At 60.7% G+C, this 14,139-nt stretch carries 14 protein-coding genes and 1 tRNA gene; all 15 read right to left on the reverse strand.

The window, feature by feature from the left end:
• Positions 1 to 36: 36 nt before the first annotated feature.
• Positions 37 to 3,228 (reverse strand): bifunctional proline dehydrogenase/L-glutamate gamma-semialdehyde dehydrogenase PutA, encoded by a 3,192-nt coding sequence (gene putA / locus C7446_RS12380; protein ID WP_121173428.1) that lies wholly within the window; start codon positions 3,226 to 3,228, stop codon positions 37 to 39.
• Between the two features lie 236 nt (positions 3,229 to 3,464).
• Positions 3,465 to 4,229, reverse strand: a complete 765-nt coding sequence (locus C7446_RS12385) for an AraC family transcriptional regulator (protein ID WP_121173429.1) — start codon at positions 4,227 to 4,229, stop codon at positions 3,465 to 3,467.
• A 108-nt stretch (positions 4,230 to 4,337) separates the two neighbouring features.
• Positions 4,338 to 5,918, reverse strand: a complete 1,581-nt coding sequence (locus C7446_RS12390) for a TerC family protein (RefSeq protein WP_121173430.1) — start codon at positions 5,916 to 5,918, stop codon at positions 4,338 to 4,340.
• 186 nt (positions 5,919 to 6,104) lie between these two features.
• Positions 6,105 to 7,622, reverse strand: a complete 1,518-nt coding sequence (locus tag C7446_RS12395) for a tripartite tricarboxylate transporter permease (protein ID WP_121173431.1) — start codon at positions 7,620 to 7,622, stop codon at positions 6,105 to 6,107.
• Complete coding sequence (locus C7446_RS12400) at positions 7,622 to 8,068, reverse strand: tripartite tricarboxylate transporter TctB family protein (protein ID WP_121173432.1); 447 nt, start codon at positions 8,066 to 8,068, stop codon at positions 7,622 to 7,624. The genes C7446_RS12395 and C7446_RS12400 overlap by 1 nt, the downstream gene beginning before the upstream one ends.
• The gene (locus C7446_RS12405; protein ID WP_425454113.1) at positions 8,065 to 9,066 is read right to left on the reverse strand and encodes a Bug family tripartite tricarboxylate transporter substrate binding protein; all 1,002 of its coding nucleotides are present in this window, start codon (positions 9,064 to 9,066) and stop codon (positions 8,065 to 8,067) included. Before C7446_RS12405 ends, C7446_RS12400 begins: the two co-directional genes overlap by 4 nt.
• 406 nt (positions 9,067 to 9,472) lie before the next feature.
• Positions 9,473 to 9,548: transfer RNA gene (locus C7446_RS12410), tRNA-Gly, on the reverse strand.
• A 53-nt stretch (positions 9,549 to 9,601) separates the two neighbouring features.
• Positions 9,602 to 10,708 (reverse strand): tyrosine-type recombinase/integrase, encoded by a 1,107-nt coding sequence (locus tag C7446_RS12415; RefSeq protein WP_121173433.1) that lies wholly within the window; start codon positions 10,706 to 10,708, stop codon positions 9,602 to 9,604.
• Positions 10,709 to 10,931: 223 nt separating this feature from the next.
• Positions 10,932 to 11,108: a hypothetical protein gene (locus tag C7446_RS16485; RefSeq protein WP_170150078.1), complete on the reverse strand. Its 177-nt coding sequence runs from the start codon at positions 11,106 to 11,108 to the stop codon at positions 10,932 to 10,934.
• Between the two features lie 435 nt (positions 11,109 to 11,543).
• Positions 11,544 to 12,038: a phage protein NinX family protein gene (locus tag C7446_RS12425; protein ID WP_170150079.1), complete on the reverse strand. Its 495-nt coding sequence runs from the start codon at positions 12,036 to 12,038 to the stop codon at positions 11,544 to 11,546.
• Positions 12,035 to 12,481 carry a dual specificity protein phosphatase family protein gene (locus C7446_RS12430; RefSeq protein WP_121173436.1) on the reverse strand — a complete coding sequence of 149 codons (447 nt, stop codon included), beginning with the start codon at positions 12,479 to 12,481 and terminating at the stop codon, positions 12,035 to 12,037. The genes C7446_RS12425 and C7446_RS12430 overlap by 4 nt, the downstream gene beginning before the upstream one ends.
• 24 nt (positions 12,482 to 12,505) lie before the next feature.
• On the reverse strand, positions 12,506 to 12,841 hold the full coding sequence (locus C7446_RS16350; protein WP_147408767.1) for a hypothetical protein: 336 nt from the start codon (positions 12,839 to 12,841) through the stop codon (positions 12,506 to 12,508).
• Between the two features lie 309 nt (positions 12,842 to 13,150).
• Positions 13,151 to 13,348 carry a hypothetical protein gene (locus C7446_RS12435; protein ID WP_121173437.1) on the reverse strand — a complete coding sequence of 66 codons (198 nt, stop codon included), beginning with the start codon at positions 13,346 to 13,348 and terminating at the stop codon, positions 13,151 to 13,153.
• Positions 13,345 to 13,878 carry a hypothetical protein gene (locus tag C7446_RS12440; protein WP_121173438.1) on the reverse strand — a complete coding sequence of 178 codons (534 nt, stop codon included), beginning with the start codon at positions 13,876 to 13,878 and terminating at the stop codon, positions 13,345 to 13,347. The genes C7446_RS12435 and C7446_RS12440 overlap by 4 nt, the downstream gene beginning before the upstream one ends.
• A gap of 12 nt (positions 13,879 to 13,890) precedes the next feature.
• Positions 13,891 to 14,136, reverse strand: a complete 246-nt coding sequence (locus C7446_RS12445) for a hypothetical protein (RefSeq protein WP_121173439.1) — start codon at positions 14,134 to 14,136, stop codon at positions 13,891 to 13,893.
• Between the last annotated feature and the right edge of the window lie 3 nt (positions 14,137 to 14,139).

The raw sequence follows: 14,139 nt of genomic DNA on the forward strand, positions 1-14,139 counted from the left end.
GGCCTGCCGGATCAGCGAAAGGGGGGCCTGGGCCCCCTATTCATCACCCAGTGCCAGCAGTGAAGCATTGCCGCCCAGTGCTGCGGTATTGATGGTCCGGGCCTTTTCGGTGGCGAAACGCAGCAGGTAGTGCGGTCCGCCGGCCTTGGGGCCGGTCCCCGAGTAGCCCTGTCCCCCGAAGGGCTGAACGCCGACCACGGCGCCGATGATGTTGCGATTGACGTAAACGTTACCCACCCGGATGCGATCGGCAACATGCCGGGAGAAGGTTTCGTTGCGACTGTGTATCCCGAAGGTCAGCCCGTAGCCACGCGCATTGATGGTATCGATAACGTCATCGATCTCACCGGACTTGAACGTGGCGACATGCAGGATGGGGCCGAACTGCTCGCTTTCCAGGGCATCGATACCATCGATGCGAAAGGCCGCGGGTGCAATGAAGGTACCGCGTGCCGCGGTAGCGGGATCGATGGGCGTCTCGGCCAGCAGCCGGCCTTCGCTGCGCAGGCGATCGATGTGCGCCTGCAGCCCGGCGCGGGCGTCCTCGTCGATGACCGGGCCGACATCGGTTGCCAGCCGGGTCGGATCGCCGACAGCCAGTTCCGCCATGGCGCCGCGCAGGGTGTCGATGATCCGCTCGGCGATGTCCTCCTGCACATAGAGTACGCGCAGGGCACTGCAGCGCTGACCGGCGCTCTGATAGCTTGACGCCACCACATCGGCGACGACCTGTTCGGGCAGCGCGGTAGAGTCCACGATCATGGCATTCAGCCCGCCGGTCTCGGCGATCAGGGTTGGCAGGGGCGCATTGTCCCGCTCGGCCAGCGAACGATTGATCAGGCGTGCGGTATCGGTCGAGCCGGTAAAGGCAACGCCGGTGATGCGCGGATCGCCGGAGAGCACGGCACCGACGGTGGGCCCGTCACCGGGCAGCAGTTGCACGACCTCCCGCGGCATTCCCGCTTCATGCAGCAGCTCGACCACCCGGTGGGCGATCAGCGAGGTCTGCTCGGCCGGCTTGGCCAGCACGGTATTGCCGGCCACGGCAGCGGCCACGGTCTGGCCGCAGAAGATGGCAATCGGGAAGTTCCAGGGGCTGATGGTGGCAAACACCCCCTTGCCGGCCAGCATCAGCTCGTTGGACTCGCCGGTTGGCCCGGGCAACCGGGTGGCCGAGCCGAACAGTTCCCGGGCATGGGCTGCGTAGTAGCGGCAGAAGTCGACCGCCTCGCGGACTTCGGCGACCCCGTCGCTCAACAGCTTGCCACCCTCCATGCAGCACAGCGCCATCAGTTCGGCCATGTGGGCTTCCAGGGCGTCGGCGAAGCGCTCCAGAATGGCGGCGCGCTCCTCGACCGGCGTGGCATCCCAGCGCGGGAAGGCCTCGCACGCGACCGCAATGGCCTGGCGGGTCTGCTCGGCAGTGGTCCAGCGCACCTCGCCAATGGTGCGTTCATGGTCCCAGGGGCATGTGACCGGGCAGCTTGCTGCATCATCTGCATCGAGCTGAAAACCGACCAGCGGTGCGGCCCGATACTGACGGTCGAGAAAGGGCGCCATCTCGTCCATCAAGGGCTGGAACTGGCTGTGGATGTTGAGGTTGATGCCCCTGGAATTGCGCCGTCTGTCACCGTAAAGCTCACCCGGCAGCGGGATGCGGGTGTTGTAGTAGTGCTCCACCTCGGCCAGCGACTGCAGCGGATGAATGCAGAGTGACTCGACAGGCACACGCGGATCGACCAGCTGATGTACGAACGAGGAGTTGGCGCCATTTTCCAGCAGCCGCCGAACCAGGTAGGGCAGCAGATCCTTGTGGGCCCCCACGGGGGCATAGATGCGACACCAGGTGCCCTCGGGGGCGCGCCTGAGGGCGGCCTCATAAAGTGCTTCGCCCATGCCGTGCAGGCGCTGGAACTCGAATGGCCGCTGCTGCTCGCCCACCATGTCGAGGATGGTCGAGATGGTGTGCGCATTGTGGGTGGCGAACTGGGGGAAGAGGCGCCCGGCGGCATTGTCGGAAAGCAGATACCGGGCACATGCAAGATAGGCCACATCGGTACAGGATTTACGGGTATAGACCGGATAGCCATCGACCCCCAGTACCTGGGCCTCCTTGATTTCGCTGTCCCAGTAGGCGCCCTTGACCAGTCGCACGGGGATGATATCTCCCCGGTTCCCTGAAAGCCGGGTAAGCCAGTGCAGCACCGGCATGGCACGCTTGGAGTAGGCCTGCACCACCAGTCCGAAGCCCCCCCAGCCTTGGCACACTTCGCTTTCGTAGACGGCCCGGAAAACCTCCAGCGACAGCTCCAGGCGATCGACTTCCTCGGCATCGATGGTCAGTGCCACGTTACGCTCGCGCGCCATGGTGGCCAGCTGACGGACGCTTGCCACCAGCTCCTCGAGCACCTGTTGGCGTCGGCCGAATTCGTAGCGCGGATGCAGCGCCGAGAGCTTGATCGAGATCGACGGAGCCGGCGTGCGCTCGGAGAGCCGGCTGCTGACACTGCCGACCGAACGAATGGCGTTGGCGTAATCCTCGAAATAGCGCTCGGCATCGGGGCGGGTCAGAGCCGCTTCTCCCAGCATGTCGTAGGAGTAGGTGTAGCCCTTGTCGAACAGCGGTTTCGAGCGCTTGAGTGCTTCATCAATGGTGCGTCCCAGCACGAACTGGCGGCCCATGATCTTCATCGCCTGCCGCATCGCCTGACGGATTACCGGCTCGCCCATGCGATTGACCATGCGGTTGATGAAACCGGCGGGGCGACCCTCGCGGGGCTGATCGAGCGATATGACCCGGCCGGTGGTCAGAAGCCCCCAGGTGGAGGCATTGACCAGCCAGGAGTCGCTCTGACCGACATACTGCTGCCAGTCCGCAACCCCGAGACGGTCCTCGATCAGGGCGTCGGCGGTTTCGGCATCGGGGACGCGCAGCAGGGCTTCGGCCAGGCACATCAGCATCAGCCCCTCCCGGGTATCGAGGCTGTACTGGGTCAGCAGCTCGTCGATCGAATCGACGGCACTGTCCATGGCGCGGACGTCCCGCACCAGCTCGGCGGTACGCTCGCCGATGCGCTGGAAATCGGCGTCATCGGTATCCAGCAGGGCGGCCAGTTCGCGAACCCAGTCATCCTCGCTGATGATGTAGTGCTCGCTGATGCGCTCGAACTGGGTAGTGAGGTCCTGCTGCCAGGTGGTGGGGTCGAGTATTTGTTCGGCTTTCAGCATGGCAACTTCCCTTGGACGGTACCGCACCGTGAGTCGATGAACCATCATGATGACTGTTTCGAGCGGACAGTGCGGTGGGCAAATGGTCTGGGCGGGCATGCGTCACTGTGACGCATCCGGAATCCGGGTAATTTCGACTCTAGAGGGTTTGCGGTGTCATCGTCTTGTCGAATCCGCGGGTCGCATTGTCGGATTGCCGGTTAATTCCGCTGAACTCATGCGCCGGTAGCGCTCGCTCAGTGTTGCCGGGGGATGCGCAGCGATCCCGGCGACTGCCCGAAATGACGCCGAAAGGCGTGTGAAAGGGCGCTCTGATTGGCGAAGCCGGTACGCTCGGCAATGGTGACCAGCGGCAGGGTCGTCTCCTCGAGCAGTGCCCGCGCAGCACCCAGACGCTTGTGCAGGATATAGCGGTAGGGCGGCAGTCCGGTATGGTCGCGAAACAGTTCGGTGAAGTGCGCCGTGCTCAGGCAGGCCCGACGCGCCAGATCCTTCACCTTCAGGGTTTCGGCGAGATGCTGCTCGATCCATTCATCAAGATCGCGGATGTTCAGGCGCGAACGGGGTGCGGCTGCCTCGGGCGCGAGGCGGCGGCTGAGCGAGGCCAGCAGGGTGGTGGTCAGCAGATTGTGATCGTCGGTGGCCGCTTCGTTCATCTCTGCCACCATGAACTGCAGATAGAGACACAGGGTCGTGTCGAGCGTGAAATAGCGGGGCTGGTCGAACAGGTGCCGATGATGGTGGTGGGCGCCATTGAGCCCCGGGGCCGCGTCGGGGAGGTCAATGATCAGCTGACTGTTGTCGCCCACGCCACGGTAGTAGTGCTCCCGGCCGGCCGGCACGATACAGCCCGTGCGTTCGGTGACATGCCCCCGGGCGCCGTCGATGTCGAACTCGGCGGCACCGGACAGACCGATCACGATCTGACGGTGGGCGTGGGCGTGATGCTGGCCGGTGGTCGCCAGCGGTGCGAGCCGAATGGCGCTGCCGGAAGTGGACATCGTCGCAATACCTGCAAGGAACGGATGGGCAAGGCCGGCGGGAACCGGCCTTGCCAGGATACCGCGATGGCGGAGGCAGGAAAAGCCCGCGGCGGGCGCCGTGGCAGGCTACTCCGCCTCGGGCTGACGATACAGGCGGACCCGTCTGACCCGATGGCGCTCGATATCCCGGACCTCGATCTGCCAGGGCGGCACGGTGACCCGGGCGCCGACATGCGGCAGATCCTCCAGACGATCGACCACCAGCCCGGCGAGGCTGGTGTAGTCGCGCCCCAGCGGCAGCGGGTCGGGCAACTGCTGGTTGATATCGACGATATCCTCGCTGGCATCGGCCTCGAAACACTCCTCGCTGACGCGCCGAACGCGGGTGGTCGCCTCGCTGCCGCCCGGCATCTCGCCGGCAATATCCTCGAGAATATCCAGCATGGTCACGATGCCTTCCAGCGTGCCGAATTCATCAACGACAAAGGCGAGCCGTTCACCGCTGCGCTGGAACTGCTGGAGGGCCTCGACCACCGACACGTTTTCCAGCAGGACCAGCGGCTGTTCGAGGGCTGCAGCCACGTTCAGTGGCTGCCCGGCCAGCGCGGCATCAAGCAGACGGCGCTTGCGCACGATGCCCAGCGGGGCATCGCGGGCAGCGTCACGGATGACCACCAGGCTGGCGTGCGGGCTGTTGCGCAACTGTTCGATCTGATGCTCGGCCGTGTCCGTCAGATCGAGGCAGTCGATATCGCGCCTGAGCGTCATGATCGCCTCGATCGGCTTGTCGGCCAGCGAAAGCACGCCTCGCACCATGTGCTGCTCGGTCATGTCGAACAGCGCGAGTGCTTCCTCGCTGTGCGACTCTCCGGCCGGCGCCCGGGAGTGGCGGCTCAGCCCGGGATCACTGCTGCCGAGCAGCCGCATCACGGTAGCGGCGGTACGTGCCCGACGAGTGCCGTAGCGAGTCTGTGGCTGCTGGCTCTTGCGCTGGCGCAGGGTCTGGAGCAGTTCGATGATGATGGCGAAACCGATGGCGGAGTAGAGATAGCCGCGGGGAATGTGCAGCCCGAGTCCCTCGGCGACCAGACTGAAGCCGATCATCAGCAACAGCCCCAGACAGAGCAGAATGACCGTGGGATGCGCCGTGATGAAACGCATCAGGGGGCGGCTGGCCAGCAGCATCAGGGTCATGGCACATACGATGGCAATCATCATGACCGGCAGGTGATCGACCATCCCCACGGCGGTAATGATCGAGTCGAGCGAGAAGACCGCATCCAGGATCACGATCTGTGCCACCACGGTGGAAAAGGCCGCGTAGACCTGATTCCCGCCTTCCTCGCCGGGTGAGGCGGTGTCGATATGATCGTGCAGCTCGCTGGTGGCCTTGTAGATGAGAAACAGCCCGCCACTCAGCAGGATCAGATCGCGGCCGCTGAAGACATGACCGAAGAGGGTCAGCAGTGGCTGGGTCAGTCCCATCAGCCAGGAGAGGCACAGCAGCAGGATCAGCCGCATGATCAGCGCCAGCGACAATCCGGTGATACGGGCGCGCTCGCGCAGTGCCGGGGGCAGCCGTTCGGCGAGGATGGCAATGAAGACCAGGTTGTCGATGCCCAGCACGAGCTCGATGATGATCAGCGTTGCCAGGCCTGCCCAGGCGGCAGGATCGAACAGCCAGGCGGGATCGAGCCAGGCGGTCATGAATGGCTTCTCCTGCAGGCTGGCAGGTCAGGAGGTCTGCAGCAGGGAAAGGGGGCTCGGCATCGACAACAGCCGTCTTCGCTGGGCGCGTTCAAGGCCGCGTTCCTCATGTGTCCGTGGAGGCCTCAGTTTAGGGGGGTGCGGGCTTGAAAGAAAACCACGCCCGCAGTGGGGCGTGGACTTCGGTCATCGGCCATTGTGGCGTTTGGCCTCCATGCGGCGGCGCAGCATCGGACCGACCAGCCAGGGCAGGATCAGCCCGAGCAGGGCAATCGCCCAGATGGTGACGGACAGCGGCGTGGACCAGAGGACCGACCAGTCGCCATCGGAGAGGCTCAGCGCATGGCGCAGGTTCTTTTCCATTTCCGGGCCCAGCAGCAGCCCCAGAATGATCGGTACCAGTGGTATCTCCAGCTTGCGCAGCAGATAACCGAGTACCCCGAAGGCGATCATGAAATACAGATCGAAGGTCGAGTGGCTGATCGAGTAGATGCCGACAATGGCCACCAGGGTCACCAGCGGCATCAGATATTTCGGCGGCACCGACAGGATCTTCACGAAGAGGCCGACCATCGGGATGTTCAGCAGCAGCAGCAGCAGATTACCGATCAGCAGCGCGGCGATCACGCCCCAGACGATCTCGGCATGCTGCTGAAACATCATCGGCCCCGGCGTGATGTTGAGCGAGACCAGCATTGCCAGCAGCACGGCAGTGGTGCCGCTGCCGGGAATGCCGAGCGTCAGCATCGGCACCAGTGCGCCATTGGCCGCGCCATTGTTGCCTGCCTCCGGTGCCGCCACACCCCGCGGGTCACCTTCGCCGAAGCGGTTCTTGCTGCCGAGCATGCGTTTCTCCACCGTATAGCTCAGAAAGCTGCCCAGTGAAGCGCCGGCACCCGGCAGTACCCCGGAGATGAACCCCACCACGCCACTGCGCAGGCTGGTGGGCAGCACGGCCACGATCTCCCGCCAGCGCAGCTTGAGACGATTCATCTTCACGCTGCTGTCCCCGTCGCCGGCACGACGCTCGATGAAGAACAGCAGCTCCGAGATGGCAAACAGACCCACGATGGCAATGATGAAATCGATGCCCTCGTAGAGCTCGAGGATGCCGAAGGTGAATCGCTGGCTGCCGGTGGAAATATCGATGCCGATGGTCGACATCATCAGGCCCAGGGCCGCCGCCATCAGGGTCTTGATCGGGTTCTTGCCGGTAATGCCGCCCAGGGTGGCAAAGGCCAGCACGAACAGGGCGAAGTATTCGGCGGCTCCGAAGGTCAGGGCGAACCGGGCCAGCAGTGGTGCCAGCAGAATCAGGCCGACACAGGCAATCAGGCTGCCGACGAAGGAGGCCACGGCAGAGATGGCCAGTGCCTCGGCTGCCTTGCCCTGTTGTGCCATGGGATAGCCATCCAGGCAGGTCATCATCGCCGGTTCGTCCCCCGGGATGTTGAGCAGGATGGAGGAGATCCGGCCACCATACATCGCCCCGGCATAGACGGCCGTCAGCATGATCAGGGCAGATTCCGGGGGCAGGCCGAGCGTGAAGGCCAGCGGAATCAGGATGGCGACACCGTTGGCCGGGCCGAGCCCGGGCAGGGCACCGATCAGGGTGCCGAGAAAACAGCCGGCCAGCGCCAGCAGCAGGTTCATGGGCGTCAGGGCGACGCCAAAGCCGGCGAGCAGGGCATTGAGGGTATCCATCACTGAAACTCCAGTAGGCCGGCGGGCAGGGTCAGTTCAAGACCGTAGTTGAACAGGGCGTAACCGATCGCGGCGCCGCACACCCCCACCAGGCCGGCGCGCAGCAGCGGTGCCCCCATGCGCCAGCAGAGGATGGCCACCCCCAGGGTGGTGGCGATCGGGAAGCCGATGGGCTCAAGGGTCAGGGTGTAGACGATCAGAACCAGTACGGCGATGATCATCTCGAGCAGGGTACGCCCCAGTGGCCAGGCATTGTCGGGGTCCGGTCGAACCATCAGATAGAGGCTGGTCAGGGCGAGTACCACGGCCAGCAGGGTGGGAAAGGTGGAAGGGCCTACCGGCCCGCCACCGCCGAAGGATACCGGGATCTGCTGAGCCTGCCAGCCGTACGCGACGGCCAGCAGCAGCATCAGGACCCCGAAGATGCGATCGTTCAGAAAGCTCATTGCACCAGCCCGATCTCGCGAGAGAGCTGCTGGAGCTCCTTGATCTGCTGTTGAACGTATGCGTCAAACTCCTGGCCGGACTTGTGGAAGGGCATCAGGCCGTTCTGCTGCATGACCTTCTTCCACTCATCGCTGGCATACACCTGATCAAGGGTGTCTACCCACCACTGGTAGGTCTCGTCGGAAACGCCTTTCGGGAGATAGAAACCGCGCCAGTTGGGAGCGACTTCATCAATACCCTGTTCCCTGGCAGTGGGCAGATCGTCCAGCGGCTCCGGCAGGCGCTGATCGGCAAGCACGGCCAGCACCTTGAGATCACCGGATTCGATGAAGCCCCGGGACTCCGAGATGTCGCCGGTAAAGGCATCAATATGACCGCCGATGACCTGGGTGATCGCCTCGCCGCCATTGTTATAGGAGAGGTACTTGATCCGGCGCAGGTTATCAACATCCGCCTTCCGGGCGGTCTGCAATACCTTGAGGTGATCCCAGCCGCCGGTAGCGCTGCCGCCGGCAAACGAGACGCTGCCCGGATTCTTCTTCAGCGCATCCATCAGTTCGGGCAGGCTGTCGTAGGGGGAGTCACTACCGACCGCGATGATCCCGTAATCCGCTCCCAGGGCGGCTGTCCAGCGCACCATGTCGGCCGACATGCCGGGGAACTGGTTCTGTGCCAGGCGGGTCGTGGTCGCCGTACTGGCCGCCACGATCAACTGATCATCCTTGCGGCGCTTGCTGACGGTATGGGCGTAGGCCACGCCGCCACCGGCACCTGCCATGTTGGTTGTCTGGACGCTGGCGGGAACCAGATCGAGCTGCTCGAGCAAGCGTCCCACGCTGCGGCAGGTGAAATCCCAGCCGCCGCCCGGATCGGAAGGCGCAATACAGTCGACCTTGCCCGAGGGCTGAAAGGCGAAGGCGGTGGAAGCGCCAAGCGCCAGGGTGGCGGCCGTCACCCACCCCAGTGCCCGGCCCATGAAGCGTGATTTGTTGAACATGAAGATGAACCCCTGCTGTCAATCGGAGAGATTTTTTCAGCGTTTGCGGTTGTCGGAATCGACGCTGAAAAGTTCCGGCTTGAGCGAGAGTTAATCACCGTTCATGTCAGGGTCAATCAATGCCTGACATGTTGCGACTAAAGTGTAAACCTGCTGAAACATGTCGGGAAAAGGCTTGAATATCAAAATCTTGCAATAATGTAAGGTTTCGGGTGGGCAGCCGTTGCAAACGGAAATGACGTATCCGTGCGGGCGGAAAGGCCAAGCATGGCAGACCACCGGGCTGGATACGCGAGGGCAGCAGGCATCGTCTGCAGCAGGCTGAATGACAAGTCCTGTGGTACCGACACGACAGTTTCGGCAGTGCGAGGATGACTGCAGGGAGCAAAAGAGGGGACAGGGGAAATGGAGCGGGCAACGAGGCTCGAACTCGCGACCCTCAGCTTGGGAAGCTGATGCTCTACCAACTGAGCTATGCCCGCTCGGCCTGAATAACGGCCTACAAACAACAATCTAGAGCAGTGATGATGATGGGTCAATCATGGTTGCTCTCTCCAGTGTGACTATTTTGTGCAGATAGCCGGTTGACGGCCTCCTGCACAGCTGTGGGTCTCAAATGAGCATAGCGCTGGGTTGTGTTAATGTCAGAGTGCCCCATTGCCTTGCTCAGGACTTCCATCGGCACATCGGCATTCAGCAGGTAGCTGGCAAACGTGTGGCGGGCATCGTGACGTCTAAAATCTTCGATGCCCGCCTCGCGTATTGCTGTATTGAATGCGCGCTTCATATCTTTTATGCGCTCTCCCTTCCAGTTGCAGAACACCCAGGGCGATTCCGGGCAATTCCTGTCCCTGAACGCCTTTCTGCCCCTGATGGCTTTCATGGCCTCATCGTTGAGCGGCACGATCCGGTCTTCCTTCATCTTGCGATTCTGACGACTCGGGATTCGCAGTAGACATCTCTGCATATCCACCCGATCCCATGTCAGAGCGCTCACGTCTCCCGCCCTGAGACCTGTAAACACCGACAAGCGGATGTGATCTCCGATCCATGGCGCCCGTTTGTTCCGGTCAGCCACGGCTATCAGGCGCTCGATCTGGCTGCGCTCCGCCCATCGGGTCCGCCCCCGCGGCTCCTGCTCTTTCTGCCGGTGAGCCGGGTTGGGAATATCCCAGTCCAGTTCGTTGCGACAGTAGTTGCACGCAGCGCTGATCAGTCCGGTCTCCTTGTTCACGGTGCTGGCCCCGACGCTCTCCCTGCGCCGGCGGCGATACGCCCGTATTTCCGATGGATGGATGTCCTCGATCATCCGGCCGTCGAACGCCTCCATGACATGCCTGACGATGTATGCAGCACGACTGCGCCCAAATGACTGCACATAGCCCTTGGCAGCCATGTAAGCATCGAGAACGTCTTTCAATGCGTGCTTTTGCTTCTCCTGGGGCTTGCCCCACACACGCTGCTGATGCGCTTCGTACTTCCATTTGCTCAGAAGCGCATCGGCCTCTTGCTGAGCACCAGCGCGATCTACCCGGATTTTAGTAGACTGTCGATGACGCTCTCCGTCTGCTCCGATCCAGCTGGCCCACCAGTACGGCGAGCCTGACCGCTGGTAGAGCCCGTCTTTCTGTTTTCGCGGCATGTCCTTCTCCTGCCAGACACGCTTGGCTCCGCGCCGCACTGAGTATGCACAGCAGAGTGCTCGCGAGCAAAGCGCGTGATCTCTTCAGCATGAATTCGAGGCGATCGGGGCAGCGGGTAGGATGCTGCCAGCTTCCCCGACTCAACGAGTCGCCTGATGGTCCGATGCGAAGAAAAGCCGAGGAGCGGGGCTGCCTCGGCATAGGTGTAGAATTGCTTGTCCATCACCCCTCCCGATATTTCTGCGCCTCTTCCAGCAACCATGCCCGCTGCACGCTGTCAGGCGGACGCTTCATTGCCAGTTCTCGCGCCGCTTCGGCCTTGAAGTGACGCTCTATGCGGTCAATGGTGTGCGTAAATCCGATGTCTTTGATGGACTGAAGGTCGCTGTCGATTGTCATTGCTTTCTCTTTCCACAGATGTCGTTATGTCGAATCACATTGAAGGCAGCCCTGATCATGTAGGCCCATATGATCGACGCACATATCCCGCAAAATATCTTGCTTCCATCCATTAAGGATGATCTCCACTGCCCCCGAGTAGTCAGCGCCAAGCTCGGATCGCCATTTCGGATATAAGCTGCCTCTTGATTTTAAGTTTACCAACCTTTCTTTTTTAGGATTTCCATCCCTCGCCATAACATCCGCTCCCATTTTGTCATCGGTTTATTTGCCAGCGCATAGTCATAAAATCTGCGACAGAAACTTTGGTAAGCTGCATTCGGCATAATCGAATATCCGGCTATGACTCTACCGTCGCTCGCTATCGCCCAGCACTTCCACATTCCTGACCGCTGCCTTCGCATTCTTGGCTTGATCATCATGTGTAGTCATCCCTCATCCCATCAGTTCCTTCGGCACCTGAACCGGGTCACCAATCTCTGACATCACGATTGCCCGCATGGAGGCAATAAGCAGCGTTCTGCCGCAGCACGACCCGATCCCGACAGGCATGGGCCATGTATACCACGGCTCTTCGCCTGAATATTTTTCTGCACTTGTGATGCACTCTTCAATCAGCGGGCCGCCCTGCGACCAGTCAGTTGATGGCCTAAAAGGAACTGTCTGTTCAGGCGCTATATCTACTGGTTGAGTAACTATCGCGCCATAGTGAATTGGCCCCCATTGCCCGAATGTCACATCATGACCGACTGCCCTAGCCACTGCGTAATCAAGCGCCGATCCTTCAAGATCACACACATCCACTTCAACCATTTCTCTCATCACTTCCTCCTGCGCATAAAAAAGCCGAGCAGTGGCTCGGCGTCTCCAGATACCTGCTGCCAAAACGAGTGCCAGCAGCGGTATGGCGATCCATTCAGGCCATGTCATGTCATCATCCTGTATTTCATCTCCTGCTCCGCATACCATGCCGCCATATTGTTGCCGTTCGCAGCATCCAGCGTTCGGTATACGTGCCTGTTGTAGAATTGAGTTGTGCCAATTCCGTCAGGGTGCATGACCAACTCATATCCCATATTGTCGGCCAGCCACTGGGCTACGGCGGCCGATCTGGATATGCCGGCTTCGCAATGAACGAGAAGCGACCCGCCATCGTCGACGTTGATCTCTGCCCATCCGATAGCCTTGCTCGCCATGGTGGTATCGAACATGACGAGGCCGGGGCAGGGCGTTTCTGTGTCGTCGAAGTGCAGGCGTCCGTAGTCACCGTTGATGTTGGCCAGCTCCCCGGGCGGCATGATGCTGATGGTAAAGCCGAACTCACCGCATATCTTTTCAGCTACGCACTGCGGTACAAACGTCACTGTTGCCATATTGCCTCCGATTTCTCGCCTCGCTCACCCTTCATACCCTCCAATCCGGGCAGCGGCTAACGTAATAGCTCGGCGTTGTGCCTGAATTTTCCCGCCTGAATCCCGATACGAGCATATCGACTCCGGTTCATCAGAATCTGACGGCATTGCATATGCATTTCCAGATACGTGAAAGACGTTAAGCTCTAATTCTGCAATAAGCCGGAACGCGTCCCCGTCGTTCGTGATCGGATTCCACTCATTGCCGCATTTCTCCTCATCGATAACGAGGGTTACTGATTCGCCGTTCGGCCGCTGCTCAACAGCGAATCTCAAACCCGCAGCCTTCGCCGCACATTCAAGCATCTCTCTATCGCTCATATCGCCTCCTACGGCTTGGGCGCTGCTTCGATCATAGCTTCCCACGGATCAGCATACGAGTCGTACCCACCCTGGATATCCATGATTGACGCGCGCTGAGCGGCCCTCATTTCATCTGTCGGAACCCTCGGCACCGTCACCCAATCCTCTTCCGGCTCAGGTATCCTCTGCTCTACGCGTGAGATCTTTTTGCAGTATCCGCAATCCAGACTGTAATTACGGCTTGTAATCCAACCCATTTCTGATGACCAGAAAAGAACCAGTCTGTCACCGTATCTGTCACGGCAGTAATACCAACCCTCAGCTCGATCACTCATCAATCACCTCCCCATTCTCATCATACCGCGTGTATGTTGCCCGCATCCGATCCTGCCGCGCTTTCGTCACAATCGCCTGAGTTGCCTCGACGTATTGCGCTCTCGCCAGCTCTGTCATGCGCTCGTCTTGATCAATCTCGGCTTGCGTTTTGCCGTTGTAGTAGCCTGTGCGCTGCTTCCATTCCTTCATGATTCCTCCCCGCGCTCAATGCTTTTCAGGTACCCTTGCAGATCATCTTTAAATATGGACGTTTCCGTTGCGTCGGACGGATATTCTCCGTTGAAACCTTCGCCACTCACTTCGAACCCGGCTTTAAAAGCGGCCGTAGCAATGCGCTTGTCACGTGCTGCGAGTGAGGCACTCGGGGTGTCGCGCATCACATATGAATAAGCTTGGAGCACTTCTACAGGTGACGGCGATTTCAGGTGCAGTTGGGTAAAGACTTTTCTCATGCGTATCACATGCGCTGCCAGTGTATCCCACTCGATCTGCAATTCCTGCACCAGCTCAGGGAGCCTAAGCGCCAGAATGTCGTCCTGCACTGAGCCATCGTCACTGGTGCGCGCCGCCTCTCCAAAAAGCGCGCCAATCTTTCGCACAATGCCGTGGTAGAACTCCTGCCCATTAGCGTGGTAGCGCGCTGAATCAATCCAGCCGTCACGCTCTGCCCTCAGCCTTTCATTCTCTGCCACCAGATCACTTTTCGCCTGATCTTTCATCTCTAATCTCCCTTACGCCTGAACGTTAATGATTGCGCACTTCCATACCGCATAAGCCGCAAACGACATAAACGCTAGAGCGAATACTGGATCAAGCCAGTGCTCAAACCTTTTGCCAAAGGCCATCTTTTCTACTCCGGCCTCCAGAATTGAAAACATCAGGTAGAAAATACCAACAGTCACTGTGGAGACAACGGGGTTTCCACCTGAAGCCTTAGCCAATACGTAGGCAGCAAGGCTGATAGGTTCATGTATCATCGC

Origin of the sequence: Kushneria sinocarnis, from assembly GCF_003633775.1 — a bacterium.
Classification (GTDB): Bacteria; Pseudomonadota; Gammaproteobacteria; order Pseudomonadales; family Halomonadaceae; genus Kushneria; species Kushneria sinocarnis.

What these genes read in the sequence shown, in the direction of transcription:
- C7446_RS12430 (WP_121173436.1), bottom strand. Translation starts at nt 12,481, where the DNA reads ATGGCAACAGTGACGTTTGTACCGCAGTGCGTAGCTGAAAAGATATGC.
- C7446_RS12425 (WP_170150079.1), bottom strand. Translation starts at nt 12,038, where the DNA reads ATGACATGGCCTGAATGGATCGCCATACCGCTGCTGGCACTCGTTTTG.
- C7446_RS12400 (WP_121173432.1), bottom strand. Translation starts at nt 8,068, where the DNA reads ATGAGCTTTCTGAACGATCGCATCTTCGGGGTCCTGATGCTGCTGCTG.
- C7446_RS12390 (WP_121173430.1), bottom strand. Translation starts at nt 5,918, where the DNA reads ATGACCGCCTGGCTCGATCCCGCCTGGCTGTTCGATCCTGCCGCCTGG.
- C7446_RS12440 (WP_121173438.1), bottom strand. Translation starts at nt 13,878, where the DNA reads ATGAAAGATCAGGCGAAAAGTGATCTGGTGGCAGAGAATGAAAGGCTG.
- C7446_RS12415 (WP_121173433.1), bottom strand. Translation starts at nt 10,708, where the DNA reads ATGCCGCGAAAACAGAAAGACGGGCTCTACCAGCGGTCAGGCTCGCCG.
- C7446_RS12395 (WP_121173431.1), bottom strand. Translation starts at nt 7,622, where the DNA reads ATGGATACCCTCAATGCCCTGCTCGCCGGCTTTGGCGTCGCCCTGACG.
- C7446_RS12385 (WP_121173429.1), bottom strand. Translation starts at nt 4,229, where the DNA reads ATGTCCACTTCCGGCAGCGCCATTCGGCTCGCACCGCTGGCGACCACC.
- putA (WP_121173428.1), bottom strand. Translation starts at nt 3,228, where the DNA reads ATGCTGAAAGCCGAACAAATACTCGACCCCACCACCTGGCAGCAGGAC.
- C7446_RS16350 (WP_147408767.1), bottom strand. Translation starts at nt 12,841, where the DNA reads ATGAGCGATAGAGAGATGCTTGAATGTGCGGCGAAGGCTGCGGGTTTG.
- C7446_RS12445 (WP_121173439.1), bottom strand. Translation starts at nt 14,136, where the DNA reads ATGATACATGAACCTATCAGCCTTGCTGCCTACGTATTGGCTAAGGCT.
- C7446_RS12435 (WP_121173437.1), bottom strand. Translation starts at nt 13,348, where the DNA reads ATGAAGGAATGGAAGCAGCGCACAGGCTACTACAACGGCAAAACGCAA.
- C7446_RS12405 (WP_425454113.1), bottom strand. Translation starts at nt 9,066, where the DNA reads ATGTTCAACAAATCACGCTTCATGGGCCGGGCACTGGGGTGGGTGACG.
- C7446_RS16485 (WP_170150078.1), bottom strand. Translation starts at nt 11,108, where the DNA reads ATGACAATCGACAGCGACCTTCAGTCCATCAAAGACATCGGATTTACG.